This is a genomic window from Sphingomonas sp. UYAg733, from assembly GCF_054057355.1.
On the sequence record NZ_JBSRZE010000002.1, the window covers coordinates 412,618 to 436,920 of the forward strand.

26 protein-coding genes are annotated in these 24,303 nt (G+C 64.1%); 15 read left to right on the top strand and 11 right to left on the bottom strand.

Annotation, left to right across the window (positions count from 1 at the left end; translation table 11 throughout):
* Positions 1-8: 8 nt before the first annotated feature.
* Positions 9-437, bottom strand: a complete 429-nt coding sequence (locus ACVWZA_RS07050) for a hypothetical protein (RefSeq protein ID WP_457310458.1) — start codon at positions 435-437, stop codon at positions 9-11.
* Between the two features lie 166 nt (positions 438-603).
* Here ACVWZA_RS07050 and ACVWZA_RS07055 point away from each other — a divergent pair, with 166 nt between their 5' ends.
* Entirely contained in the window at positions 604-1,284 is a 681-nt protein-coding gene (locus ACVWZA_RS07055; RefSeq protein WP_457310459.1) for a L,D-transpeptidase family protein, read from the top strand.
* Positions 1,285-1,354: 70 nt separating this feature from the next.
* On the opposite strand, the gene ACVWZA_RS07060 is transcribed toward ACVWZA_RS07055, so the two are convergent.
* From ACVWZA_RS07060 to ACVWZA_RS07080, 5 genes are all read right to left on the bottom strand, one after another.
* Positions 1,355-1,777 (bottom strand): bleomycin resistance protein, encoded by a 423-nt coding sequence (locus ACVWZA_RS07060; protein ID WP_457310460.1) that lies wholly within the window; start codon positions 1,775-1,777, stop codon positions 1,355-1,357.
* 4 nt (positions 1,778-1,781) lie between these two features.
* Complete coding sequence (locus ACVWZA_RS07065; protein WP_457310461.1) at positions 1,782-2,201, bottom strand: VOC family protein; 420 nt, start codon at positions 2,199-2,201, stop codon at positions 1,782-1,784.
* A 110-nt stretch (positions 2,202-2,311) separates the two neighbouring features.
* Positions 2,312-2,881 (bottom strand): septal ring lytic transglycosylase RlpA family protein, encoded by a 570-nt coding sequence (locus ACVWZA_RS07070; RefSeq protein ID WP_457310462.1) that lies wholly within the window; start codon positions 2,879-2,881, stop codon positions 2,312-2,314.
* A gap of 228 nt (positions 2,882-3,109) precedes the next feature.
* Complete coding sequence (locus tag ACVWZA_RS07075) at positions 3,110-3,400, bottom strand: hypothetical protein (RefSeq protein WP_457310463.1); 291 nt, start codon at positions 3,398-3,400, stop codon at positions 3,110-3,112.
* A 72-nt stretch (positions 3,401-3,472) separates the two neighbouring features.
* The gene (locus ACVWZA_RS07080) at positions 3,473-4,084 is read right to left on the bottom strand and encodes a TetR/AcrR family transcriptional regulator (protein ID WP_457310464.1); all 612 of its coding nucleotides are present in this window, start codon (positions 4,082-4,084) and stop codon (positions 3,473-3,475) included.
* A 112-nt stretch (positions 4,085-4,196) separates the two neighbouring features.
* Between ACVWZA_RS07080 and ACVWZA_RS07085 the strand changes: the two genes are divergently transcribed.
* The 10 genes from ACVWZA_RS07085 to speD all read left to right on the top strand — a co-directional run bounded on the left by ACVWZA_RS07085 (position 4,197) and on the right by speD (position 13,413).
* Positions 4,197-4,955, top strand: a complete 759-nt coding sequence (locus ACVWZA_RS07085; RefSeq protein WP_457310465.1) for an SDR family NAD(P)-dependent oxidoreductase — start codon at positions 4,197-4,199, stop codon at positions 4,953-4,955.
* Positions 4,952-6,121, top strand: a complete 1,170-nt coding sequence (locus ACVWZA_RS07090) for an MFS transporter (RefSeq protein ID WP_457310466.1) — start codon at positions 4,952-4,954, stop codon at positions 6,119-6,121. Before ACVWZA_RS07085 ends, ACVWZA_RS07090 begins: the two co-directional genes overlap by 4 nt.
* 139 nt (positions 6,122-6,260) lie before the next feature.
* On the top strand, positions 6,261-7,250 hold the full coding sequence (locus tag ACVWZA_RS07095; protein ID WP_457310467.1) for an SPFH domain-containing protein: 990 nt from the start codon (positions 6,261-6,263) through the stop codon (positions 7,248-7,250).
* A gap of 2 nt (positions 7,251-7,252) precedes the next feature.
* Positions 7,253-7,924 (top strand): DUF4178 domain-containing protein, encoded by a 672-nt coding sequence (locus ACVWZA_RS07100; RefSeq protein WP_457310468.1) that lies wholly within the window; start codon positions 7,253-7,255, stop codon positions 7,922-7,924.
* Complete coding sequence (locus ACVWZA_RS07105) at positions 7,921-9,255, top strand: DUF4178 domain-containing protein (protein ID WP_457310469.1); 1,335 nt, start codon at positions 7,921-7,923, stop codon at positions 9,253-9,255. Before ACVWZA_RS07100 ends, ACVWZA_RS07105 begins: the two co-directional genes overlap by 4 nt.
* The gene (locus ACVWZA_RS07110; RefSeq protein ID WP_457310470.1) at positions 9,252-9,401 is read left to right on the top strand and encodes a hypothetical protein; all 150 of its coding nucleotides are present in this window, start codon (positions 9,252-9,254) and stop codon (positions 9,399-9,401) included. The genes ACVWZA_RS07105 and ACVWZA_RS07110 overlap by 4 nt, the downstream gene beginning before the upstream one ends.
* Before the next feature lie 56 nt (positions 9,402-9,457).
* On the top strand, positions 9,458-9,667 hold the full coding sequence (locus ACVWZA_RS07115) for a DUF350 domain-containing protein (protein ID WP_457310471.1): 210 nt from the start codon (positions 9,458-9,460) through the stop codon (positions 9,665-9,667).
* Between the two features lie 87 nt (positions 9,668-9,754).
* Positions 9,755-11,299, top strand: a complete 1,545-nt coding sequence (locus ACVWZA_RS07120; RefSeq protein ID WP_457310472.1) for a polyamine aminopropyltransferase — start codon at positions 9,755-9,757, stop codon at positions 11,297-11,299.
* Positions 11,296-12,921, top strand: coding sequence for an FAD-dependent oxidoreductase (locus ACVWZA_RS07125; RefSeq protein ID WP_457310473.1), 1,626 nt, complete (start codon positions 11,296-11,298; stop codon positions 12,919-12,921). The genes ACVWZA_RS07120 and ACVWZA_RS07125 overlap by 4 nt, the downstream gene beginning before the upstream one ends.
* Positions 12,922-13,038: 117 nt before the next feature.
* Entirely contained in the window at positions 13,039-13,413 is a 375-nt protein-coding gene (speD, locus tag ACVWZA_RS07130) for an adenosylmethionine decarboxylase (RefSeq protein ID WP_457310474.1), read from the top strand.
* Here speD and ACVWZA_RS07135 read toward each other — a convergent pair.
* The 5 genes from ACVWZA_RS07135 to ACVWZA_RS07155 form a co-directional block, all read right to left on the bottom strand.
* Positions 13,410-14,078: a hypothetical protein gene (locus tag ACVWZA_RS07135; protein WP_457310475.1), complete on the bottom strand. Its 669-nt coding sequence runs from the start codon at positions 14,076-14,078 to the stop codon at positions 13,410-13,412. The genes speD and ACVWZA_RS07135 overlap by 4 nt on opposite strands.
* Complete coding sequence (locus tag ACVWZA_RS07140; protein WP_457310476.1) at positions 14,075-14,614, bottom strand: DUF2867 domain-containing protein; 540 nt, start codon at positions 14,612-14,614, stop codon at positions 14,075-14,077. Before ACVWZA_RS07140 ends, ACVWZA_RS07135 begins: the two co-directional genes overlap by 4 nt.
* Before the next feature lie 125 nt (positions 14,615-14,739).
* Positions 14,740-15,252 (bottom strand): hemerythrin domain-containing protein, encoded by a 513-nt coding sequence (locus tag ACVWZA_RS07145; RefSeq protein WP_457310477.1) that lies wholly within the window; start codon positions 15,250-15,252, stop codon positions 14,740-14,742.
* Positions 15,253-15,863: 611 nt separating this feature from the next.
* Positions 15,864-17,264: an RNB domain-containing ribonuclease gene (locus tag ACVWZA_RS07150; protein WP_457310478.1), complete on the bottom strand. Its 1,401-nt coding sequence runs from the start codon at positions 17,262-17,264 to the stop codon at positions 15,864-15,866.
* A complete protein-coding gene (locus tag ACVWZA_RS07155; RefSeq protein ID WP_457310479.1) occupies positions 17,264-17,923 on the bottom strand; it encodes a TetR/AcrR family transcriptional regulator in 660 nt (219 codons plus the stop codon). The genes ACVWZA_RS07150 and ACVWZA_RS07155 overlap by 1 nt, the downstream gene beginning before the upstream one ends.
* 107 nt (positions 17,924-18,030) lie before the next feature.
* On the opposite strand from ACVWZA_RS07155, the gene ACVWZA_RS07160 reads away from it, so the two are divergent.
* From ACVWZA_RS07160 to ACVWZA_RS07175, 4 genes are all read left to right on the top strand, one after another.
* The gene (locus ACVWZA_RS07160; RefSeq protein ID WP_457310480.1) at positions 18,031-19,194 is read left to right on the top strand and encodes an efflux RND transporter periplasmic adaptor subunit; all 1,164 of its coding nucleotides are present in this window, start codon (positions 18,031-18,033) and stop codon (positions 19,192-19,194) included.
* Positions 19,195-19,200: 6 nt separating this feature from the next.
* On the top strand, positions 19,201-22,377 hold the full coding sequence (locus ACVWZA_RS07165) for an efflux RND transporter permease subunit (protein WP_457310481.1): 3,177 nt from the start codon (positions 19,201-19,203) through the stop codon (positions 22,375-22,377).
* Between the two features lie 30 nt (positions 22,378-22,407).
* Positions 22,408-23,808: an efflux transporter outer membrane subunit gene (locus ACVWZA_RS07170; protein WP_457310541.1), complete on the top strand. Its 1,401-nt coding sequence runs from the start codon at positions 22,408-22,410 to the stop codon at positions 23,806-23,808.
* Positions 23,809-23,878: 70 nt separating this feature from the next.
* Complete coding sequence (locus ACVWZA_RS07175) at positions 23,879-24,295, top strand: DUF4279 domain-containing protein (protein WP_457310482.1); 417 nt, start codon at positions 23,879-23,881, stop codon at positions 24,293-24,295.
* Positions 24,296-24,303: the final 8 nt, after the last annotated feature.

Consider the following 24,303-nt stretch of genomic DNA (forward strand, 5'->3'; position numbering starts at 1 on the left):
GGCTTGATTCACATCGCTCCCTGGCATCGCCATGGCTGTTCTCCGGCGCAGGTTTTCGCGCGCCACGTGTGAAGCCCGTCCGACAGGGCGTTTGAATCGGGCAAACCGGAAACCGAATGTCCCATTTGAAACGAGCCAGTCCGAAATCCGGCAACCATGACCAAATCAAGCCACGTCCCGATTTTCCCGTACGTGCGGGCATTTTTCCCGTTACGCCACGTCGATTTTCCCGCAGTTTTTCCCGTAGCTTCCCGCAGAACCCCCAAAAAAAGACTTTGCTGCAGAAGCTCCCGCAGCTGCGGGAATTTGAACTGCGGCACGGCAGGCATCCGCGGCAGTGTCGGAACGGACCGACGCGGCCGATTCAATCCCACCTGGCCACCCGTTAAGCCTTCCACCATCGGCACGTCATCACGCGCCGCCCCGCTCTTTGACATGACGATTATCCGGACACCCGGCCCGACCTGAAAGGGCGACCGGCAATGCCTGTTTCTTTACCAGCGCCCGGCCAATCAAGGTAAACCAACCTTTAATGCGTCCCGCTCCGGCACGCTCCAAAACAGGGGCTGGCGACCGGCGCCGCTTTGCCGGACATAGCCTCGCATGAGTTGGCGAATCCCCCTCGCGGCAGGCCGCAAGACGCTCGGCGTTCAGATGATCACGCCGTTGCTCTTCGGCGCTGCGCTGTTCGTCGGCGCGATCGGCCTGATCGCCGCGCCGTCACCGGCCACGACCGCCGCGCCGGAGGTCACCCCCAGGCAACACGCCACGCCGAAGCCCGTCGCAAAGATCGCCGCGCCAGCCCCCGCGCCCGTCGACACCCGCTTCGTCGTGAAACGCATCCTGGCGGTCGAAGGCCCGATGCGACAGGGCGACTTCTACTGGGACGAAACCGGCGCCCCAGCGGGGCCGATCGTCGTCACCATCGACCTTGCCGCGCAAACCCTGTCGGTGTTCCGCGCGGGTTATGAGATCGGCACCGCCGTCATCATCTATGGCGCCGATGAAAAGCCGACGCCGCTCGGCATCTTTCCGATCACGCAGAAGGACGCCGATCACGTCTCCAACCTGTACGACGCGCCGATGCCGTACATGCTGCGCCTGACCAATGACGGCATCTCGATCCATGGCAGCAAGGTCGGCAACGGCTTTGTCACGCATGGCTGTGTCGGGGTGCCCACCGCCTTCGCCAAGAAACTGTTCGGCGTGGTCAAGCTTGGCGACAAGGTGATCGTGACGCGCGGCGAATTGCTCAACCTGGGCGACGCCATCACCGCGGCTTGATGGCGAGTCATTTGTGCCGAGGCCTTGGCTCCACGACGACCCGTGCCGCCACCCCTGGCGAGGATTGCTGCTAAGCGCTGCGGGTTCCCAGGGTGCTGAAAAACCGAAGCAGATACCCGTCGGGATCGCTGACGATAAACTGCCGCTGACCTCTGCTGATCGAACCCTGCCGGTACCAGCTTTCCTCCAGCGCGAGGACGATCGTCAGGCCCGCATCGACCACTTGCACATATAGCGCATCGGCATCTTCGACCTCGATCTGCAGATTGATGCCCCGCCCAAAGGGCCTTTCCATCGACCCGGTTCGGAACCGTCGCCCCGGCCCGTCCGCCTGCTGCAGCATCAGGTGAGCCGACCCGCGACCGAGATAGGCAAACGCCTCATCGGGGCGCTCGGCGAGAAGCTCGAAGCCCAACACATCTTGGTAGAACGCCCGCGACGTTTCGAGGCTATCGACATCCAGTTCGGGGACGAGGGCCGGCGCGTGGATCATCGCATCAGACTCCCCGGCAAACCGCTTCGATGTTATTGCCATCCGGATCGAGAACAAAGGCTGCGTAGTAGTTGGCAGGATAGTCCGCGCGAAACCCGGGCGGGCCATTGTCGCGGCCGCCGGCGTCGAGGGCGGCCGCGTGAAATGCCCGCACCTCTTCTTGGCTATGTGCCCGAAAGGCCGTGTGCTGCCTGACATCATGCGGGTGAAATACGTCGATCCAGAAGATCGGATAGGTTGCACCATAACCGACCCCGCCGATCCCGGCGTCATTCCGGTCGGTCACCTCTCCGGCAGTCGTGATACATACGATCGGCCGCATCCCCAACGTGCCCAGCGCCGCGTCGTAGAAAGCCGCCGAGCGGGCGATGTCGGCCACGCCGATTCCTGTATGGTCAATTCGCCAGTCGTCCATTTCGGCCATGCCTCATCCCTTGTCATGACACGCCTGCAGGGTGCCGCGTTGCTGGAAACACCATCGGGCGGGTTTGATCCGCCCCTCGCGGGGATGAGTCCGATCAGCTCTTTATCACCCTAGAAGCCAGCCCGCACCAACTGGGTGCGCAAGTTCTGCAGCATCCGTCCCGACACCGGCGACAATTCCCGCGCGACTTCGCCCCTGCGCAGGCGTTCGCGGTCCTTTTCGGTCGGTTCGATCCGGCGCACACGCACCGGCGCCTGGCCTTGCGTCTTCATGCCGAGCAATTCCGCCGCGCCGCGTGACAGGTCGATGATGCGCGCGCCCTTTACGAATGGCCCGCGATCGTTGACCCGCACCACGATCCGCCGCCCGCTGTCGAGCGCGGTCACCTCGACATAGCTTGGTAGCGGCAGCGTCGTATGCGCGGCGGTGATCCAGTCGGGGCGAAAGCGCTCGCCATTGGCGGTGCGGTTGCCGGACTCGTTTCCGTACCAGCTGGCGTAACCGAGCACGTCATAACCCGGGTCGGCGGCCGGCACATAGGTCGTGCCGCGGATCTGATAGGGCTGGCCGATCCGGACCGGCACGTCGCTCACCGGCCGGAAATTCCCGCCGCCACAGGCCGACAGAATCAGGGCCGCCAATGCCGCGCTTCCGATCCGTATCGCCCGAATTACCTGCATGAGCAGCACCTTAGACGCGGCTGGCCAATGCATAAAGTCTCGGCGTCCACGTCTGCGGTCGAAAGCTGAATCCGCACCGCCGCGAAGATCGAAGCGAAGCTGATGCCGGCGTCGATTACGAAGTCTATCGCCGCGGGAAAGCCGCCCATGCGCGCAAGTGGGTGCTGCGGCATATCGATGGCCCCCGCTGGCCGACCTGAGCCGCCGGACGGTCCGGCCCGATCAGGATTAACGCCAGAAGCTGTCGCTCCAACTGCGCATCGAGTCCGCATCGGCGTTGAGCGCAACCCAGAAGGCGTGGCGGTAATAACCTTCCCACACGAATGCATCGACCAGAAACAACACGACCAGGCCGATGAGGAGCCAGGCGAACCACCCCAGCCCATCGCTGCTGTCGCGCGTGACGATCTCCCGTTCCACGACGCGGCGATCCGAGCCTTTGCGCCGGTCGAGATCGTGATAGACTTGCCGGACACGACGATCGCCGGTCCGGCGTTCCGATATAGAATTGCGCGCCACGATGATCGCCCTTTCGAACGTGGAGGATCGGCATAGGTCGGCATCGGTTAAGATTTTACATCCGATGCGGAGCTAATCGGATACCGCAAAAGCTGGCCCCGACAAGGCACGCAATCCGCCGTCCGCGACTGCGTGCAAGGTCGCGGCGTCGGCGCCATCGCGCGCCATGATCGACATGCCGTGCTGCAGGGTCGCGTAAAAGGCGGCCGCCGCATGGCAATCGAATGCCGCCGCCAGCTCGCCGTCGGCAACCGCGCGCTCGAAACGCAGGCGCAGCTGATCAAGATTGCCCGCGCGGCGCCGCCGCAGGTCTTCGCCCGCCGCATGGCCCTCTTCCCCACCCCGCGCGCCGAGTACGATCAGGCAGCCGCGCGGGCGATCGCCCGGACCATAAGCGATGGCGGTATTGGTCAGGAACGCGGCGATCGCAGCAGCAATGCCCGGCTCGCGCTCGAGTGCTTCCCAGATGTCGTTGCCGACGCTCGCCTGATACAGCGCGACCGCTTCGCGAAACAGCGCATCCTTGCTGCCGAACGCGGCATAAAGGCTGGGCGAGGCGATCCCCATCGCCTCGGTCAGGTCGGTCATCGAGGCGCCCTCGAAACCCTTCTCCCAGAACAATTCCATCGCCCGGCGCAGCGCCTCCTGGCGGTCGAAACTGCGGGGCCGGCCGCGCTTTTCCATCGCTTGATCCAATTCTTTGTCGATCGACACATAAATCACTTGACCGGACTCGGCAAGCCGGATCATGGGCGGCTTTCAAATATTGTAACGATCAGCACAGAAAGGATTGCCCATGTCTAACCTCACCGGGTCCAGCCTCACCGGAAAGAACGCCCTCATCACCGGCGGCAGCCGCGGTATCGGGGCGGCGATCGCCAAGCGTCTTGCGAGCGAGGACGCCGCCGTGGCGATCACCTATGTCGCCGGCGCCGATCACGCCAAGGCCGTTATCGCCTCGATCGAACGAGCCGGCGGCAAGGGCATCGCGATCCGCGCGGACAATCAGGATGCGGCGGCGGTCGAGGCCGCCATAGCCCAGGCGGCCGCGGCGCTCGGCGGCCTCGATATATTGGTCAACAATGCCGGCATCTTCGAAGCCGGGCCGATCGAGAGCTTCACCGTGGCGGACTATGACCGCACCATGTCGATCAATGTGCGCGCGGCGTTCGTCGCGATCCGGGCGGCGCTCCGCGTCATGCCCGATGGCGGCCGCATCGTCTCGATCGGCAGCAACTTGGCGGTCCGCGTGCCGCATGCGGGGCTCAGCCTCTATACCACGAGCAAGGCAGCGCTGGCCGGTCTGACCCAGGCACTCGCACGCGAACTCGGACCACGGCGGATCACCGTCAACATCGTCCATCCCGGATCGACCGACACCGACATGAACCCGGCTGACGGCCCGCACGCCGCTGATCAAAAGGCGTTGATGGCCAATGCCTCGGGCTTTGCCGATCCAGGCGAGATCGCCGATATCGTCGCCTATCTCGCCTCCCCCGCTGCGCGATCGGTGACCGGCGGTGCATGGACTGTCGATAACGGCGCCAATCTGTGACCGCCGCAGTCGGGGCGCCCGCGCGCGCCTCGACCGCACGGGAGAGCTGGGTGCTCACGACCGGCGCGGCGGTGGTCGTCGCGGTGGAGTTCATCGTGATCGGCTTAGGCCCGGCGATGGCGCAGGACATGGCGCTGACGCCGCAACAGACGGGCTGGTTCGTCACCTGCTTCGCGCTTGGTTCGACGGTGATGGGCTCGGTCGCGGCGATCGTCATGCGTGGCGTCGGCAGTGATCGGGCGATGATCCTTGCGCTGCTGCCCTTTGCCGCAAATCTGTCCGTGCCGCTGCTGCGCGATCCCGCATACCTCTATGCGCTGCGTTTCTTGCAGGGCGCGACCTTGCCGCTGTTCATCGTGGTCGCGTCCGACACGCTCGCACGCGTGACGGACAGCGACACGAGTGCGGTCGCACGGATCTATCTCGGCGTGACGCGTGGCGGGCTGTTCGGTGTACCCGCCGGCGCGGCGATCGCCGATCGTTTCGGCTGGGCCACCCCTATGGTCCTGCTCGGCGCACTGGCGGCGGCGGTCGCACTGGCGATCACCCGGTTGCCTCGTCTGCGGATCGCGGTGCGGGACAGCCCGACCGGTGAGATCATGACGATGCTTCGACCGGGCGTCTTGCTGCATCTCGCTCTGTCGTTCGTGCAGTTCGCCGCGATGTTCTGCACCTACGCCTTTCTCGGCACGATCCTGCTGCGCTCGGGATCGGGCGGTAATGCGATGGCCATCTCGTTACTGGGGTTCGGCCTGGCCGGTATGGCTGGGAACGCGCTTGCCGGATACGCCGCCGGCCGGTCTGTCAGGGCCGCGGCGATCGGTGTCGCGGTGATGATCGCGGTGCCGGCCCTTGCCCTGCACGGGATGCCGCTATCACCCGTCGCGCTGCCCCTGCTCCTTGCCATCTGGGGCGCCGCCCATGCCGCCGCGTTCGTCATCTGTCAGATCCGCGTGAGCCGGGCCGCACCCCGCGCACCGCGCCTCGCCGCCGCGCTCAACATCTCGGCCGCGAACCTGGGCATCGCGACCGGTTCGGCGGCCGGTGGCTGGGCGCTTGCAAGTGGCGGGTTCGCCGCGCTCGGCTGGGCGGGCCTGGGATTCAGCCTGACGGCGCTCACGCTTGCGCTTGTCACCGCAATAAAACCGATGCCGGGCGCCGGGTGAGAACGGGCGGATGGTGACCCATCGCCCGGACCATCACGCTACGCCCATGCGCAAAAAGCGACATGCCGGACGACGCGTCTGTCGCTTTACGCTTCTCCCGCCCCGGAAACATTCTAGAATGACTGACAGGAGGACCACCATGGGCATTCTTGATTTTCTGTCGAAACAGTTCGTCGACGTCATCGACTGGACCGAGCAATCGAGCGATCTGGCGATCCGTTATCCGATGCAGGATAAGGAGATTCAGAACGGTGCGCAGCTGACGGTACGGGAGGGACAAAAGGCGTTCTTCTATAATGAAGGCAAGATCGCCGATGTGTTCGAACCCGGGCTGCACACGCTCGACACGTCGAACCTGCCGATCCTCACCGCGCTGCTCAACTGGGACAAGGGGTTCGCCTCGCCGTTCAAGTCGGACCTGTATTTCTTCACCACAAAGGAACAGGCCGGCCTGAAATGGGGCACCCCGCAACCGATCACGGTGCGCGACGCGGAATTCGGACCGCTGCGTATCCGCGCGTTCGGCAGCTATTCATTCCGGCTCGACAATATCGCGGTGTTTGCGGCCAAGCTGATGGGCACCCTCGAAAAGCTGACCGTCGCCGATGTCGAGCCGCAGTTACGTGGCGCGATCTCCACCGCACTCGCGTCGGGCCTGGGCGGCGGGAGCACCGCGTTCGTCGACCTCGCGGCTGATCAGGCGGCGCTGTCGGAACGGCTCAAAGCCGCCGTCGCGCCCGCGTTCGAGGCCTGGGGCCTGACCTGCTGCACCTTTTTCGTCGAGAGCCTGTCGCTGCCCGACAATGTGCAGGAATATCTCGACAAGGCGAGCTCGATGCGGGTGGTCGGCGACCTCGACCGCTATGTGAAGTTCCAGACCGCCGATGCGATCGGCACCGCCGCCGCGCAATCGGGCGGCGTGGCCGGGATCGGCGCGGGCGCCGCGGCCGGCCTGGCGATCGGCCAGAGCATGGCGGGCGGGTTGGGCCAAGGTGCCGGGGGCTCGGGCGGCGCGGGCGAGGATCCGTACGCGATGATTCAGAAGCTCCACGGCCTGCTCGTCGCGGGAGCGATCACGCAAGAGGAGTTCGACGGCAAGAAGGCGGCATTGCTGGCCAAGATCGGCTGAGCGTGCTCGACGCGACCTGTCCCAATTGCGGCGCGGCGATCCGTTTCCGGTCCGCCGACCTGCCCGCCAAGGTGTGCGACTATTGCCGCAGCCTGGTGATGCGCAACGGCGACCTGCTCGAAGTGATCGGGCAGGTCGCCGAAGTGCCGGAGGATGTCAGTCCGTTGCAGATCGGGACGCGCGGCAGCGATGGTGGCATGAGCTTCGAGTTGATCGGCCGCGTCCGCTGGCGCTGGAGCGATGGCGGCTGGAACGAGTGGCTTGCTTTGTTCGACGACGGCTCCTCGGCCTGGCTGGGCGAGGCGATGGGTCGATACATGCTGCTGCGCGCGGTCGAGCACGGCGCCGGCCGGACCGATGCGGTCAAGCGGTTGCACGACGACCAGCCGATCGAGCTGGGCACCGACGCCACAATCGACGGGATCGAGTATCGCGTGAGCGATATCAAGGAGGTGACGTGCGTCGCCAGCGAGGGCGAATTGCCGTTCAGCGCACCAACCGGACTGAAGATCACCAGCGTCGATCTGATGGCTCGCGACGGACACTGTGCAAGCATCCAGAGGGAAGGTGACGAGGTGAGCGTCTATGCCGGGCGCTACGTTACGCTCGATGACTTGCGCGCTACAAATCTGCGCGCGTTCGATGGCTGGCCAATGCCCCACTACGCCGCATGAGCGGCGCTCCCCCCCAATCTCCCTGGGCTAAATCTCCCGAGGTCGTACCCAAGACCGTCCGCGCTTTGTCCTGCACCAACTGTGGCGGCACCGTCGCATTGCGCGCGGCGGGCATCACCGTGTCGCTGGTCTGCGAACATTGCGGCACGACGCTCGACGCGACCGACCCGGCATTGCGCATTATCGAGCGCGCAACCGCAGCGATGAAGCGACCCGAAATCCCGCTCGGGACGCGTGGCGATTTGCGCGGGACGACCTGGGAAATAATCGGTTATCTCGAACGCTCGGACGGCGAAACCGGCTGGGCGGAATATCTGCTGTTCAATCCTTATCGTGGCTATGCCTTCCTGATCGACGATGGGCGGCGCTTCAGCCTGGGCGTGCTGATGGACAAGCTGCCCAGCCATGTCGGCGGTGCGATCACCGTTGATGAGCAGCCCTATAGCCGCTTCGGTTCGACCTACGGCACCTGGGTCCGGTTCGTGGTCGGAGAATTCTATTGGCGCGTCGCGGTCGACGAACATGTGCTGGTGACCGATTTCGTCTGCCCCGGCACGATGCTGTCATGCGAGGAGAACGAAGGCGAGCGAACCTGGACCCGCTCGGACCTGCTCGACCGTGGCGTCGCGGAAGCGGCGTTCGGCCTGCCCCGCCGCCCGGCCGACAATGGCGGTACGCCCGCACCGCACGAACCCTCGCCGTATCGCAGCCAGATGATCGAGGCGCTGATCATCGGTCTGGTCGCAATCGTCACCTTGTTCGTTATCGCGATCGGCGCGAGCGGGAGCAGCCAGGTAGCCAGCGCGGAGATCGCTGTACAGCTTGATGGCGCGGCCACAACCAAGGTGATCGGCCCAGTCGAACTGCCCGCGAAGAGTAGCGCGGTCGGCATCAATGCCGAGGTGCCGCAGCTCGACAATAGCTGGATCGAGCTGGACTATTCGCTGGTCGACCGGCGCACGCAGCAGAGCTTCGATGTCTATGCGACGGCGGAGAGCTATCACGGCAGCGACAGCGATGGGCCGTGGAGCGAAGGCGACAGCCGGCCCGGCACGCGGCTGTCGAGCATCCCGCGTGGTTCTTACGACCTGGTGGTCGAGGCGACGGGACATCGCTGGCAGGCGAACAGTGTCTATGGCGCGACACCGATCTTTGCACAGTCGGAAAGTATCCCGGTGCGCATCACGGTCGAGCGCGGCGGTGTGTTCGGGGGCAATGTCGCGCTGGCGTTGATTCTGCTGCTGATCTGGCCCGTCATCGCGGCGTTCAAGCACTGGAATTTCGAGCGCCGGCGGCTGGCGCCGATCGCCGTATCGGAGGACGATGAATGAGCCGGATGTCGATCGTCTACGCTTTGTTCAGCCTTGGCATCGTCGCGCTGTTCGTGATGGCGGCGCGCGACGGCTTCTCGCCCTTCGCCGATGGCGGCGCGCGCGGCATGGGCCGCTCTGCGATCATCGGGCCGACCCACAAATGACATTCATGACGACCACCCGACCCACGCCCCCTCACGCCAGCGCAAAGGAATAGCCCATGCTGTCCAGCACCATCCTTCTCGCCACCCTGCTCTATGCCGGAATCGGTCTGGTCATCTTCGTCGCCGGCTTCTGGCTGTGGGATCGGTTGACCCCGGTCGATCTGTGGGGCGAGATCTGCAAGAATCAGAATGTCGCGCTCGGCAATATGGCGGCGGGCATCGCCATCGCCATTTCGATCATCATCGCGGCGGCAATTCATGGGTGATCGATCTCCACTTTCCCGGCGATACTTCTCGCTTCCCCGGCCTTCGCCGGGGAAGACAATAGCGGATGACCAGCGAAGATCCCGGCCATGAGTGAAGGGACGCCCGGCACGTCCTCAGCCGCCCCGATCACCACTCGCCTCGGCGGTGCACTGCTCGTTTCGGCATTCGTCGTCGCTACCTGCGGGCTGATCTACGAACTGCTCGCCGGCACTTTGGCCAGCTACCTACTCGGCGACAGCGTCACGCAATTCTCGATCGTCATCGGCACCTATCTGTTCGCGATGGGCATCGGATCATGGTGCTCGCGCTATGTCCGCGACAATGAGCTTGCGGTGTTCGTGCGCGTGGAAATCCTGATCGCGGCGATCGGCGGGGCGTCGGCGGCGGTGTTGTTCCTGCTGTTCGACCGCGTCGCTGATTTCCGTATCCCGCTCTACGGCCTCGTGCTGGTGATCGGCGCGCTGGTCGGGCTGGAGATACCGCTATTGATGCGGATCCTGAAGGACCGGCTCGAATTCGGAGACCTGGTGTCGAAGGTGCTGACCTTCGATTATGTCGGCGCGCTCGCCGCGTCCCTGCTCTTTCCATTGCTGCTCGTGCCGCATCTCGGGTTGATGCGCACCGGGTTCCTGTTCGGCCTGGCCAATGTCGGCATCGCCATCGTGCTGATCATGATGCTGCCGGACAGGCGGCGCTTGCGCTCCGAGCTGGTCGCGGCGATCCTTGTCGCGCTGGCGCTCGCCGCCGGCTTTGCGGGCTCGGAAAAGCTGCAGCGCACCGCCGAAGTCGCGGCCTATGGCGAGCCGATTCTCTATGCCGCCTCGACCCCGTATCAACGCGTCGTGCTGACCAAGCGCGGCACCGACCTGCGGCTCTATCTCAACGGCAATCTGCAATTCTCCTCGCGCGATGAATATCGTTATCATGAGGCGCTAGTCCATCCGGTGATGTCACGCAGCAACAGCCCACACGATGTGCTGATACTCGGCGGCGGCGACGGCCTGGCGGTGCGCGAGGTGCTGAAATATCCGAGCGTGCGGTCGGTCACTCTGGTCGATCTCGACCCTGAGATGACCACTTTGTTCACGCGCAGCGACATGCTCGCCACGCTCAACCATTACGCATTCCGCTCGCCCAAGGTGCATGTGATCAACGCCGATGCGTTTCGCTGGCTGCGCGCCAACACGCGGACGTTCGACGCGGTACTGGTCGATTTCCCCGACCCGACCAACTTCGCCGTCGGCAAGCTCTACACCGTCAGCTTCTACAAGGAGCTGACCCGCGCGCTCGCGCCCGGCGCGGTCGTCAGTGTGCAGAGCACATCGCCGCTGGTCGCGCCGCGCGCTTACTGGACCGTCGCGACGACCTTGGAGGCGGCCGGCCTGATCACGCGCGGTTATCATGTCTATGTGCCAAGCTTCGGCGAATGGGGTTTCGTGCTCGCTTCCAACCGGCCGATCGGTGCGCCTGGCCCCTTGCCTGCGGGCCTGCGTTTCCTGACCCCGCAGACCGATCGGCTCGCCTTCGTCTTTCCGCCCGACATGGCGCGGCGCGTGGTGCCAGTGAACCGGCTCGACAACCAGGCGCTGGTGCGTGAGTTCGAGGCCGAATGGGCCGTGTACGAAGGGTGAGCGTTTCGCGCCGCACCCTGATTGCCGGATCGGTCGCCGGCGCCGCCGCGATCGGTGCGGGCGCTATCGCCTGGCCAGGGCACGACACGGCGATGCCCGGTACGTTGTCGGGCGCGGATTTGGTACGCGGGCACCGTTTGCGCGATGGCGCCGCCTTCCCCGCCCCGACCAGCGAGACGAGCACCGGCATCGCGATCCTCGGCGGCGGGGTCGCCGGGCTATCGGCGGCCTGGACGCTGGCCGAAGCGGGCGTGACCAATTTCCGCCTGTACGAACTGGAAGACCATACCGGCGGCAATGCGCGTGGCGGCAAGAATGCCGTGTCGGCCTATCCGCTCGGCGCGCATTATCTGCCGATCCCCAATGAAGAAACGAAAGGCGTGGTGCGGCTGCTCGAACGGCTCGGCGTCGTCACCGGCTGGCAAGGCGGCAAACCGCTGTACGATCCGTATCAGCTCGTTTCCGATCCCGATGAGCGGCTGCTCCATCTCGGCAAATGGCAGGAGGGTCTGGTGCCGACGATCGGCCTGACCCCGGCCGACAGACATGATCTCGACGGTTTTTTCACGGCCATGGCGGCCTTCCGCGACCGCCGCGATGCCATGGGCCGGCCGGCCTTCGCGATCCCGATGGAGTATAGTTCGCGCGACCCCGATCTGCTGGCGCTCGACCAGCTCAGCTTCACCGCCTGGCTCGACGCGCAAGGATGGCGCTCGCCGGTGCTGCGCGGCCATGTCCGTTATGCCTGTCGCGACGATTACGGCACCGAGCCCGACCAGACTTCGGCCTGGGCCGGCATCCATTATTTTGCAGGGCGCCGTGAGCACTCGGCCAATGCCGGCGCCGATACCGTCCTGACCTGGCCGGAGGGCAATGCCCATCTCGCCGGGCGCATGGCGGCACACCTCAAGGATCATCTCGCCTGTGGCCAGATCATCCACCGCGTGCGGACAGGAAAGACCGGCGTGGAGATCGACAGCTTCGACGTGGCGACCGGCACCGGGCGACGCATAAAGGCGCAGGCGGCGATCCTGGCGATGCCGCATTTCATCACCGCGCGTGTTCTGCCGACGGGTACCGCGGATGCCGCCGGGTTCGGTTATGCGCCGTGGATCGTCGCCAACGTCACCGTCGATCGCGCGCCGGCGGGTGCCGGGTTCAACCTCGCCTGGGACAATGTGTCCTGGACCAGCAAGTCGCTTGGTTATGTCGTCGCCACGCACCAATCGCTTGCCTCCACGCCGGGACCGACCGTGCTGACCTGGTATATGGCAATGTCCGATACGACTCCCGCTGCCGCGCGGCGCGAGCTGCTCGACCGACCGCTTGAGCATTGGCAGGACACGGTGCGCGCCGACCTGATCGAGACCAATCCCGATCTGAAAGGCGCGATCCGCCGGATCGATGTATGGCGCTGGGGCCATGCGATGATCCGTCCGACGCCGGGTTTCTTCTGGAGCGGGGCGCGCGAGAAGGCCGCGACGCCGCAGCCGCCCTTGTTCTTCGCACATTCCGACCTGAGCGGCCTGTCGCTGTTCGAGGAAGCGCATTATCGCGGCACGCTCGCCGCCCAGAATGCGATGACGCATCTCGGCATTCCGCATAGCGATTTGTTGATCTAGACGGTACCAGCCCGCTCCCCCGCCCGGCCACCCATTCAGGATACGCTGTGGGTGGCCGGGCGGGGGAGCGGGCTGGTACCGAACCGACGTAAGTCGCAAAGACTCTAGGAAGAACAAGTGGACTTTACCGGTACCCATCTCCTGATCGACCTGTTCGGCTGTGTCGGGCTCGATGACATCGACCGGGTCGAGGCGACATTGCGCAATATGGTCGCGGCGGCGGGTGCTAATTTGCTCGAGCTGCGCCTTCACAGCTTCGGTGTCGGTCAGGGCGTGACCGGCGTGGCGATGCTCGCCGAATCGCATATCTCGATCCACACCTGGCCGGAACGCGATTATGCCGCGGCTGACATCTTCCTGTGCGGGCGCAGCCATGATCTCGACGCGGCGCTGGACACGCTCGCCAGCGGGCTCGGCGCGACGCGTTACGAGCAGCAACGCCTGGCGCGCGGCTATGGCGTGGAGCGGGCGCTGACCGGCGCCCGACTCTAGGAAAAGATTGGTATCAACAATGCGGAGAGCAGGACGCATTCGAGCATCCCGATCGAAGCGACGCCGAAACCGCGTAATGCACTCACCTTTAGATGGATCGCGAACCAGCGCGACTGCAGCGTACCGTACCAGACGAACGCGACCGCCATGATGGCGAGCGCAGCCAAACCCGACCAATGCCAGTGGCACCGCGCGATGGTCGCCGCGAAACCGACCATGAAGGCGAACGGCGCGGCGACATAGCATTGGCTGTAAAATGGTTGTTTGAGCGTATCGCGGGTGAACGGCATACGTTGGCGCCGTAATAATCCCGCAGTCATGATCAACGGGAAGACGCTGAACATCACCAGCCGCATCACCAACAGGCTGGTATCGTCGGAGATCAGCATCGAGACGCCCTGATTATCCTTCACGATCGGGTTCTCACCGATCAGCGCGAGTTCGATCACGTGCGACAGGATCAGGGTCAGCAGCAGGAACAGTGGCGGGCTGAGCGTATCGGTATATTGCTGCTCCACGCTGTCGCCGAGTTCGGTATCGGCATAGTTCATCATCGCCAGCGGACGCTGCAAGGTCCGCCACATGGTGATCGGGTAGAAGATCAGCCAGGTCATCACCTCGTACAGGAAATCGTCGAGTGATTTGAGGAATTGCACGAAGCTCATGGATGGCGCCCCTCGCCCCGCTGTGGCCAGCCACGCCGCGCGGCGCGATCCAGATTGGCTCGCACGATCATGCGGTGGAACGGCGAGATGACGGTCAGATAGATGCGGCCAAGCCGGTTATGACAATGCACCACCGTCGTCGCGATAAACTCGCGCCCCTCGCCCGCTACAGTCCCGCGCATCATGGTCGAGACGCGGAAATCAAGATGCCGGTCGTCCTCGCCAACCACCAGTTCGTGGGCGGCGCGTGATCGTACCGGGAAGAACCCGATCTGTTCCCCACCCCGGGCGCGGTCCGCGGCGGCGATCTCGCGCGATGACTTGACCCCGACCAGTCGCATCACCGCATCGCGCACCCACATCAGCGCGCGCATCCAGCCGGCCGGCTGCGCCAGCATGGCGCGGGTCAGGGCATCGATATCATCGCTCGCACCCGGCGGCAGCGCGATCGCATAGGCATCAAGCAAATGCGCGCCGGGATAGAGCGGCGCGAGCGCGCTGTCGGAGGGTGCAGGAACGGCGCGGGCCCGGCTCATCGCCGTCACATATCACGGCTGCCCGCGACCGTCTCCGATTTCGCACCGCAACGACGGTACATCCGAACCGAACTGCTGCCGGGTAACGGTCGAACGTCGACCGATTTATGTCGTGCAGACAGGCCTTAGACGGTCGCCTCGGTAAAGGTCGACAATTCCGGTTTGGGCAGGCCGCCAGCTTTATATGAGGCGATCAGCTCTTCCTTGCGCGTGCGCAATTGCTCTCCCAGCGCGTCCATATCGAGACCGGCCTTGCGCGCTTGGCTGAACAGGCCCTCCATCCGCGCCTCTTCCTCTTTGACATGATGTACAATCTGCTCGGACAGCACTTTTACCTTGGCGTCGTAATAATCGTCATCCGGGCTGCCCGCCTCGATCTCTGCGATCAATACCTTGGCGCCGTCATGCTCCACATAAGCTTCCTTGAGCAGATCTTCCTCCACATGCCCCTCGCAGGCCGGGTAAAATATCTCCTCCTCGATTTTGGCATGAACGGTCAGTTCCATGCACACTTGCATCGCGATCTTCTGCTTCTTCGCGGCGCTGCTCGCGCCTTCGAACTGTTCGAACAGTTCCTCGACCGTGCGGTGGTCGGCCTTGAGAAGAGCGATCGCGTCCTGCTTGTTTGAATCTGGCATGTGAAATCTCCCTGTTGTGCTGGTTCAACTTCAAGCCGCGCCGCTTCGTTCCTGTTGCGAATCGTTAGCGCAGCCAATTGATTTGCAATCTTATGATCGCCGCCGATCGACTTCGTTCCAGCAAAAAACCCGCTGCCGAACATCCAAACGCCAGATTACGGCCTGAACGCATATAGGGCCTGACGAGCCGGTTCAGGAACGAGCGCCCGGCGGGTCGGGCGATCGTTGCCGGCCCCGCCGGCGTTCGAATTTACCGGGTTCGAACTGGCCGCCACCGGGCTGGGCGCCGAGCCCTGAAACCCGCTAGAGCATGGAGCATGATATCAGACGCTGCGCCGGCCTCTGGGGATACTCGGGGCCTTTGCGCGCGTGATCCTCTTCCGATAGTGAGAAGGAGCGAGCCGACATAATCCGGCGGGAGATGCCAAATCGCATCCTGTGGCATGGTTGAATCACAGCGGGCGACAAAGTCGAGAGGTTGAGCAGCGGGAGATATGGAACATCGAGCCTACCCCGAAGTCGGCCTGGCTTTCATGCGTCAAATGTCATCCCATGAGCCTTTCCGATGCGGCTTCGCCCAAGCGTTCTCTGCTCAGCACGAATGAACCGGATTAAGCGCCCGCCGCTCTAGTCACTGCCTCGAAGCCAATGGCCCGGCGCTCGATATCCATTGCGACAAGCCTGACGCCAACCGCGTCGCCGGGCGCGAGCCCTTTTGTCGCCACGCGCGACACCACCGGCAGGTCGCGCAGCTGGATGCGTGCGCCGCGATCGTCGACATCGGTGACGATCGCCGGAAAAATCTCGCTCACCCGCCCGCTCAGCATCACCGCCTCGGCAAGATCGATCACCGCCCGATCGATCTGTCCGCTCATTGCGTCGGCCCGCGCCATAACCTTGGGCAGGCGGGTGAATGCCTCCGTCACAACCTCCGGCACCGGCTGGCCATTGGCGATCGCCAGCGTGGCGCGCACGACATAACGATCGGCAAGCCGGCGCAGCGGCGCGGTCGCATGAGCATAAGTCGCGGCCATCGCCGCATGCCACGGCACTAAACCGTTACGATAGGGCACATACGACGCCCCCTCGCCCGCGCGGCGGATCGCCAACATGAACGCTGCCTGTTTGGCATCGGCCGGATTCAGCGTGCGCTGGAACTCGGTCAGCGTCGCGTCGGCCGGCCAGGCCAGGCCGTACGCGGCAGCGGTCAGCCTCAGCCGCTTGATCGCGCGGTCGTCAGGTGCGGCCATCACGCGGAACAACCCGGTATGATGCGCCTGCAAGATATCGGCGATGGCAAGGTTGGTGGCCAGCGACAGCGCGGCATTACGGGCTTCCGACACAAGGCGCGGGCGGAATCGAAGGTCGTATGTCCCGTCGCCGGTGCCCGCGACTTCCTGTTCCGGCGGATCGACGCGCGACGCCCCACGCCGGTCCTCGGCACCCTGGATACGATTTGACAGCTCAATGAAATCCGCCGGCAGGTCCGTATCGCGCACGCTGTCATAGGCGAGCTTGGCGGTGCTGCGAATGATCGCTCGCTCGACGCCGTCGAGAGTCACCGCGCCATCGCCCGCCACTCTGACGGTGAAGATCACGGCGGGTCGCGGTCCGCCCGGTAACAGGCTGGCCGCGCCTTCGCTCAGCACCGACGGGTAAAGCCCCGCCTTGCCATCGGGCAGATACTGAGTCGCACCGCGCCGCCATGCCTCCAGATCGATCGCATCGCCATCGTCGACGAACCAGGCGACATCCGCGATGGCGTAATGCAGCATTATATCGCCGCCGCTGCGCTCGATCGCAAACGCCTGATCGAGATCGGTCGATGTGGCGGGGTCGAGCGTGACGAAAGACAGGTCGGTGCGGTCGATATGCCGGGTCGGTTCTCGCCTTGCAGCAACATCGGCAGCAGCCAGCACCTCAGCAGGGAATGACGCGGGCACCTGAAACTGGGTACGGATCGCAGTCAGGCCGAGCGCGAGCGCGTTGTTGGGATCGGCAAGGGTCTTCATCAGCGGCTTTCTACAGCATATCCCGATCCAGCGCTTCCCACCGTCAAGGCATCGAGCTCCTCGTCGATAATTCGTGCGAACGATGCCGCAAGTGTATCCACCGCCAGGTCCGGGCGCATCAGTCGATGATGCATCAGCCCAAGTGACAGGGTCGGAATCATGTCCGCCAGATTTTCTCGAGCTTCCGCAGTGGCATTGCCCTCCGAAAGCATCTCAAGGGCATCGAGCATCATCGCGTGGCTATCAGTCAGGATCGCGGAAAAAATACCGGCGATGCGCTCGTTACGCGAGGATTCCGCAATGATCTCGGCAAACAGGCGCCCACCATCCCCCTCCCGCTCCGCCTTTGGATTGACGAACTGATGGAGCCAGTTGCGAACCGCCCCACGATCACCCCGATCGATCGCTTCCTGCAGCACGTCATGCGCCATAAATTCCGCGCAATTGTCCTGGACGATCGCCACGACGATATCTTCCTTGCTGGCGAAATCGCGATAGATTTGCCCCACGGCAACCCCCGAAAGCGCGGAAATCTGCGCAACCCCGGTCGCGTGAAAACCGTGATCTACGAACAGCTTGCTGGCGCAGTCCAGGATTTTCTTCCGTCGCAACTCAGCACGGGTCGGACTGTCGATCGCAAAATTGGTGGGCGGGATCATGTCTGTTTCCTGCTCTAAAAGCCTTGACGCCGCCAGAGCCTTCGCAGTAGCAGCATAAAAATGAGAGTGAGCGGTCACTCACATTAATCGATTCTGGCGGAAATGGCATGGCTTTTTTTCATTACGCGGCACCGTTGATGGCGCTGACCCTGATTGGCTGCGGCAAAGCACCGCAACAGCCGCCGCCCGGCCCCTCACCTGTGGGTGTGATCACGGTGCGCGAACAGTCGGTAATGCTGAAATCGGAATTGCCCGGCCGGACAACCGCCTATGAGACATCGGACGTGCGCCCGCAGGTCAACGGGCTGATTCAGGCGCGCCTGTTTCAGGAGGGCGACCAGGTCCACGCCGGTCAGCCGCTCTACCGGATCGATTCGGCGCCCTATGCCGCACAGGTCGCCAGCGCGCGCGCCGCGCTTGGCCGCGCACAGGCGTCGATCGCATCGAGCGCCGCACTGGCGCGGCGTTATGGCGAACTGGTCAAGATCAACGCCATCGCACGCCAGGATTACGAGAACGCGACCACCACCGCGCAACAGGCGCGCGCCGATGTCGCGGTACAACAGGCGGCGCTGCGCAGCGCGCAGATTGACCTGCGCCGCACGACGGTGAGCGCACCGATCTCGGGACGGATCGGGCGCTCGGTCTATACCACCGGCGCCCTGGTCACCGCGGCACAGGCGAACGCGCTGACCACGATCCAGCGGCTCGACCCGATCTATGTCGATGTGACGCAGGCCAGCGCCGATCTGCTGCGGCTGCGCCAGCAAGTGCTCGCCGGCCAGGTGTCGAGCGGCGGCGACGCCCGCGTCAGGCTGAAGCTGGAGGATGGCACGGTCTATCCGATCGAAGGCACGCTGAAATTCGCCGATGTCTCGGTCGATCCGACGACGGGATCGCAAAGTATCCGGGCGGTGTTCCCCAATCCGCGCGGACTATTGCTGCCCGGCATGTTCGTGCGGGCCGAACTGGCCGAGGGCTCCCAGGCACAGGCGATGCTGGTGCCGCAGCGCGCCGTCAATCGCGATGAAAAAGGCAATCCGACGGTGATGGTGGTCGGCGCCGGCAACAAGGTTGAGCTGCGCATGCTGAAGACCACGCGCACGATCGGCGACAGCTGGCTGGTCACATCGGGTCTGAAAGCAGGTGACCGGGTGATCGTCGAGGGCGGGCAGATGCTGCGCCCCGGCATGCCGGTCAAGCCATCGGCCTGGAATCCCAACGCCACGGCAGCGAAGCCCGCCGGCGCCCCCGCAGCTCAGGCGAAGTAAGAGCCCATGGCCCGCTATTTCATCGATCGCCCGATCTTCGCCTGGGTGATCGCGATCATCATCATGCTCGCCGGCGTGCTGGCGATCAGCACATTGCCGGTCGCGCAGTTCCCGACGATTGCGCCGCCTGCCGTCTCGATCACCGCGACCTATCCGGGCGCCGATGCCCAGACGCTCGAGAACACGACGACTCAGATCATCGAGCAGCAGATGAAGGGCATCGACAACCTTCGATACTTCTCGTCGTCGTCAAGCTCGGCCGGCATGGTGACGATCACGCTGACGTTCGAACAAGGCACCGACCCCGACATCGCGCAGGTGCAGGTCCAGAACAAGCTGCAGGCGGCAACGCCCTTGCTGCCGCAGGAGGTCCAGCAACAGGGCATTCAGGTGGCCAAGGCGAGCGCCAATTTCCTGCTGTTCATCGGCCTTTATTCCGAGGACGGGTCACACAGCGACATCGACCTTGCCGACTATGCCGTCTCCCGGCTGCAGGACCCGATGAGCCGCGTAAACGGCGTCGGCGATACCCAAGTGTTCGGCGCGCAATATGCCATGCGCATCTGGGTCGATCCGCTGAAGCTCAATTCCTATTCGCTGACGATGAGCGACGTGACAACCGCGGTGCGCGCGCAGAACGCGCAGGTATCGGCCGGCCAGATCGGCGCGCAGCCCGCGCCCAAGGAACAGATGCTCAACGCGACGGTGTCCGTCCAGGCGCGGCTGACCACGCCGGAACAGTTCGCCGCGATCACGCTGAAGAGCAATATCGACGGGTCAGTGGTTCGGCTGGGCGATGTCGCCCGGGTCGAAATCGGCGCGGAAAACTATGCCGCCTCGGCCAAATATAACGGCAAGGCCGCAGCGGGCATCGGCATCAAGCTTGCGCCGGGTGCCAACGCCCTTGCAACGGTAGCTGCCGTGCAGGCGCGCGTTGCCGAGGTCGCCAAGCAGTTCCCGGCCGATGTGAAGGTCATCTATCCTTACGACACGACGCCTTTTGTACGGCTGTCGGTCAAACAGGTGGTGGAGACGCTGATCGAGGCGGTGGCGCTCGTCTTCCTGGTGATGTTCCTGTTCCTGCAGAACTGGCGCGCGACATTGATCCCGACGATCGCGGTGCCGGTGGTGTTGCTCGGCACCTTCGCAGTGATGGCGGTCGCCGGCTATTCGATCAACACGCTGACCCTGTTCGGCATGGTGCTGGCGATCGGCCTGCTGGTCGATGACGCGATCGTCGTGGTCGAGAATGTCGAACGCCTGATAACCACCGAGCACCTCTCGCCCAAGGAAGCCGCGCGCAAGTCGATGGACGAGATCACCGGCGCGCTGGTCGGCATCGCGCTTGTGCTGTCGGCGGTGTTCCTGCCGATGGCGTTCTTCGGCGGATCGACGGGCGTGATCTATCGTCAGTTCTCGATCACCATCGTCGCCGCGATGGTCCTGTCGATCATGGTCGCCTTGATCCTGACGCCCGCGCTGTGCGCGACGATCCTGAAACCGCACGATCCCGAAAAGGGTCAGGGCAATGGCTTGCTCTCACGCTTCTTCCGCTGGTTCAACGACAAGTTCGAGCGCGGCCAGAACAAATATGAGGGCGGCGTGAAGGGCATGGCGCGAGGCTGGAAGCGCTCGATGCTGGTCTATCTGCTGATCGCGATCGGCATGTCGGTGCTGTTCATGCGCTTGCCGTCGAGTTTCCTGCCCGATGAGGACCAGGGCATGTTGCTGGCCATCGTCCAGGGTCCGTCCGGATCGACCAGCAGCCGGACCGAAAAGGGCCTTGATGCCGTGCGCGAGCATTTCCTGACCGCGGAAAAGGCCAATGTGGACGGCGTCTTCACGGTCAACGGATTCAGCTTTGCCGGATCCGGCCAGAATAGCGGCCTGGTGTTCGTCAGGTTGAAGTCCTGGGATCAGCGCTCCGGCGCCGCCAACACGGCGCAGGCGATTGCCGAGCGCGCCATGGGTCCGTTCTCGCAATTCAAGGATGCGATGATCTTCGCGCTCGTGCCACCGGCGGTGTCGGAGCTGGGCAATGCGACGGGTTTCGATATGCAGCTGATCGATACCGGCGGAATCGGCCATGATAAGCTGCTCGCAGCGCGCAATATGATGATGGGCATGGCGATGCAGGACAAGCGCCTGGTCGGCGTGCGCCCCAATTCGCTGGAGGACGCGCCGCAGCTCAAGGTCGATGTCGATCAGAACAAGGCGCGTGCGCTCGGACTCGATCTGGCCGAGATCAACAGCACCATCGCGACCGCCTGGGGCGGCTCCTATATCAACGACTTTATCGATCGCGGCCGGGTCAAGCGCGTCTATATCCAGGCCGACCAGCCCTATCGCATGGCGCCGGAGGACATCGACAAGTTTTTCGTGCGCGGCACGAGCGGTACGATGGCGCCCTTCTCGGCCTTTTCGACCCTGAACTGGGTTCAGGCGCCGGCGCAGCTCACTCGCTATAATGGTCAGGCCGCGATGGAGCTGCTCGGGACCGCCGCGCCGGGCTATTCGTCAGGCGACGCGATCAAGGCGATGGAGGAAATCCACGCCAAGCTGCCCCCCGGAACCAGTTACGAATGGACCGGATTGTCTTACGAGGAGCAGCTCTCCGGCGGCCAGGCGCCCGCGCTTTACGGCCTGTCGCTACTGATCGTCTTCCTATGCCTCGCCGCGCTTTATGAAAGCTGGTCGGTACCGGTATCGGTCATGCTGGTCGTGCCGCTCGGTGTCCTCGGCGCGCTGCTCGCCGCGGCGCTGACCGGCCTCAACAACGATATCTATCTGCAGGTCGGGCTGATCACGACGATCGGCGTGTCGGCAAAGAATGCGATCCTGATCGTCGAGTTTGCCGAGGAGCGCATGCGGGAGGGAATGAATGCGTTCGACGCCGCGGTCGCCGCGGCCAAGCTTCGCTTGCGGCCGATCCTTATGACCAGCCTCGCCTTTATCTTCGGTGTGATGCCGCTGGCGATTTCGACCGGAGCCGGTGCCGGCGGGCAGAATGCGATCGGCCGCGCCGTGGTCGGCGGGATGCTCTCGGCCACCGTGCTGGGTATATTTTTCGTGCCGATGTTCTTCTTCGTCGTCCTGCGCCTCTTCGGCCAGGGCGGCGGGGAGGCGCCCAAAAACGCCGCCCCAGACATCAATGCCCCCACTCCGGCACCGCAGGAAGCCTGAACAGTGACCTTTCGCCCCCATATCCTCGCCATGCTCGCCACTAGTGTCACTCTGGCCGGCTGTAATCTGGCGCCGAAATATGTCCGCCCGGTCGGTGCGGTGCCCGCCGCGCTGCCGCAGGGTGGAGTCTATCCGGCCGCCGCGACCGACGCGCCGGACATCTCCAGGATCGGCTGGCGCGATTTCTTTGTCGAAGATCGGCTGCGCCAGGTCATCACGCTCGGCCTCGACAATAACCGCGACCTGCGGCTGGCCGCGGCCAATGTCCTCCAGGCGCGTGCGCAATATGGCGTGCAACGCGCCGACCTGCTGCCGTCGATCAACGCCAACGGACAGGCGACCTATACCAACAGCGCCGCGCAGACGGCCGGCTTTGGCGGGATCGGCGGGGGCACGTCGAGCAATATCTCCACCTATTCGGCGAATGTCGGCTTCTCGGCCTTCGAGCTCGATCTGTTCGGCCGAATCCGCAACCAGACCAGGGCGGCGCAGGAGCAATATTTCGCCAGCGAAGAGGCGCAACGATCGACCCGGATCAGCCTGATCGCGGAGATCGCCTCGGCCTGGCTGACCATGGCGTCGGACCAGGACCAGCTGCGCCTGTCGCGCGAGACGTTGAAGGCGTTCGAACAGACGCTCGAGCTGACCCGCGCGCAATTCCGCATCGGCGTCGCATCCGAACTCGAGGCGCGTCAGGCCGAGACCAATTATCAGTCGGCACGCAACGACATCGCGACGCTAACGACGAGGATCGCGCAGGACCAGAATGCGCTCAACCTGCTTGCCGGAACGACGGTCGATGCAGCGTTGCTGCCCAATGGGCTCGGTGATGGCGATGCGATGGTCAAGGCGCTGCCGGGCGATTTGTCGTCCGACCTGCTGCTGCGTCGACCCGACGTGCTCCAGGCCGAGCATCAGCTGATCGCGCAGAACGCCAATATCGGTGCCGCGCGCGCCGCTTTCTTCCCGAGCATCTCGCTCACCGCGACCCTGGGCACGATCAGCCCCGCGCTTTCCGGCCTGTTCGGCGGCGGCACCGGCACCTACAATGCGGGACCGGCCATCTCGCTGCCGCTGTTCGATGGCGGGCGGAACAAGGGCAATCTGCGCTATGCCGAAGCGGCGCAGCAAGGCGCCGTCGCGACCTATGAAAAGACCATCCAGACCGCGTTCCGCGAAGTCGCCGACGCGCTGGCACAACGCGGTACGATCGACGAGCAAGTCGCGGCACAGACCGCGCGCGCCGAGGCGGCACGGATCGCGGCCCGACTGTCCGACGCCCGTTACAAGGCGGGGATCGATTCCTTCTTGGTGTCGCTCGATGCGCAGCGCACCGCCTATGCGGCGCAGCAGCAGCTGGTCTCGACCCGGCTCAACCGCGGCGCCAATCTGGTGGAATTGTACCGATCACTGGGCGGCGGGCTGAACTGACCATGACCGATAAAAATTTGGAACGTGTAGGATGGATGGATAGCTAAGGTGGATATGCTAGCAGGCTGCCATGGGTATGTTACAAAAATCCGCCGCATCACTCGGCTTCTACGGCGATGATCTCGACCCTGGCAGAATAACCACTGCCTTGGGTGCCGAACCGACTGTCGGTGTCGCTAAAGGTGGGATCTGGTTGACAAACTCCGGTTGGGAGATGGTCGCCCACACAGGCATTTGGCGGATTGTGGCGAAGCGCGCGGAACCGGCTGATCTGGACGGCCAGATCAATCGCATTCTGGCTTCGTTGACCAGTGACCTGAGCGTGTGGCGCCCTCTTGCTGACCGTTATCGCGGCAGATTTTTCTGCGGCCTGTTTCTCGCGAGCGGTAATGAGGGGCTAGCGCTCGAACCTCGCACGCTTGCATCGATTGGCGAGCGAGGGTTAGTTCTCGACCTCGATATCTATGGGAAGGATTTACCAGACTGAGCAGTGAA

Coding starts and splice junctions, on each gene's coding strand:
- ACVWZA_RS07050 (WP_457310458.1), bottom strand. CDS start 437: ATGTCAAAGAGCGGGGCGGCGCGTGATGACGTGCCGATGGTGGAAGGC.
- ACVWZA_RS07055 (WP_457310459.1), top strand. CDS start 604: ATGAGTTGGCGAATCCCCCTCGCGGCAGGCCGCAAGACGCTCGGCGTT.
- ACVWZA_RS07060 (WP_457310460.1), bottom strand. CDS start 1,777: ATGATCCACGCGCCGGCCCTCGTCCCCGAACTGGATGTCGATAGCCTC.
- ACVWZA_RS07065 (WP_457310461.1), bottom strand. CDS start 2,201: ATGGCCGAAATGGACGACTGGCGAATTGACCATACAGGAATCGGCGTG.
- ACVWZA_RS07070 (WP_457310462.1), bottom strand. CDS start 2,881: ATGCAGGTAATTCGGGCGATACGGATCGGAAGCGCGGCATTGGCGGCC.
- ACVWZA_RS07080 (WP_457310464.1), bottom strand. CDS start 4,084: ATGGAAAAGCGCGGCCGGCCCCGCAGTTTCGACCGCCAGGAGGCGCTG.
- ACVWZA_RS07085 (WP_457310465.1), top strand. CDS start 4,197: ATGTCTAACCTCACCGGGTCCAGCCTCACCGGAAAGAACGCCCTCATC.
- ACVWZA_RS07095 (WP_457310467.1), top strand. CDS start 6,261: ATGGGCATTCTTGATTTTCTGTCGAAACAGTTCGTCGACGTCATCGAC.
- ACVWZA_RS07105 (WP_457310469.1), top strand. CDS start 7,921: ATGAGCGGCGCTCCCCCCCAATCTCCCTGGGCTAAATCTCCCGAGGTC.
- ACVWZA_RS07110 (WP_457310470.1), top strand. CDS start 9,252: ATGAGCCGGATGTCGATCGTCTACGCTTTGTTCAGCCTTGGCATCGTC.
- ACVWZA_RS07115 (WP_457310471.1), top strand. CDS start 9,458: ATGCTGTCCAGCACCATCCTTCTCGCCACCCTGCTCTATGCCGGAATC.
- ACVWZA_RS07120 (WP_457310472.1), top strand. CDS start 9,755: ATGAGTGAAGGGACGCCCGGCACGTCCTCAGCCGCCCCGATCACCACT.
- ACVWZA_RS07135 (WP_457310475.1), bottom strand. CDS start 14,078: ATGAGCTTCGTGCAATTCCTCAAATCACTCGACGATTTCCTGTACGAG.
- ACVWZA_RS07140 (WP_457310476.1), bottom strand. CDS start 14,614: ATGAGCCGGGCCCGCGCCGTTCCTGCACCCTCCGACAGCGCGCTCGCG.
- ACVWZA_RS07145 (WP_457310477.1), bottom strand. CDS start 15,252: ATGCCAGATTCAAACAAGCAGGACGCGATCGCTCTTCTCAAGGCCGAC.
- ACVWZA_RS07150 (WP_457310478.1), bottom strand. CDS start 17,264: ATGAAGACCCTTGCCGATCCCAACAACGCGCTCGCGCTCGGCCTGACT.
- ACVWZA_RS07155 (WP_457310479.1), bottom strand. CDS start 17,923: ATGATCCCGCCCACCAATTTTGCGATCGACAGTCCGACCCGTGCTGAG.
- ACVWZA_RS07160 (WP_457310480.1), top strand. CDS start 18,031: ATGGCTTTTTTTCATTACGCGGCACCGTTGATGGCGCTGACCCTGATT.
- ACVWZA_RS07165 (WP_457310481.1), top strand. CDS start 19,201: ATGGCCCGCTATTTCATCGATCGCCCGATCTTCGCCTGGGTGATCGCG.
- ACVWZA_RS07170 (WP_457310541.1), top strand. CDS start 22,408: ATGCTCGCCACTAGTGTCACTCTGGCCGGCTGTAATCTGGCGCCGAAA.
- ACVWZA_RS07175 (WP_457310482.1), top strand. CDS start 23,879: ATGGGTATGTTACAAAAATCCGCCGCATCACTCGGCTTCTACGGCGAT.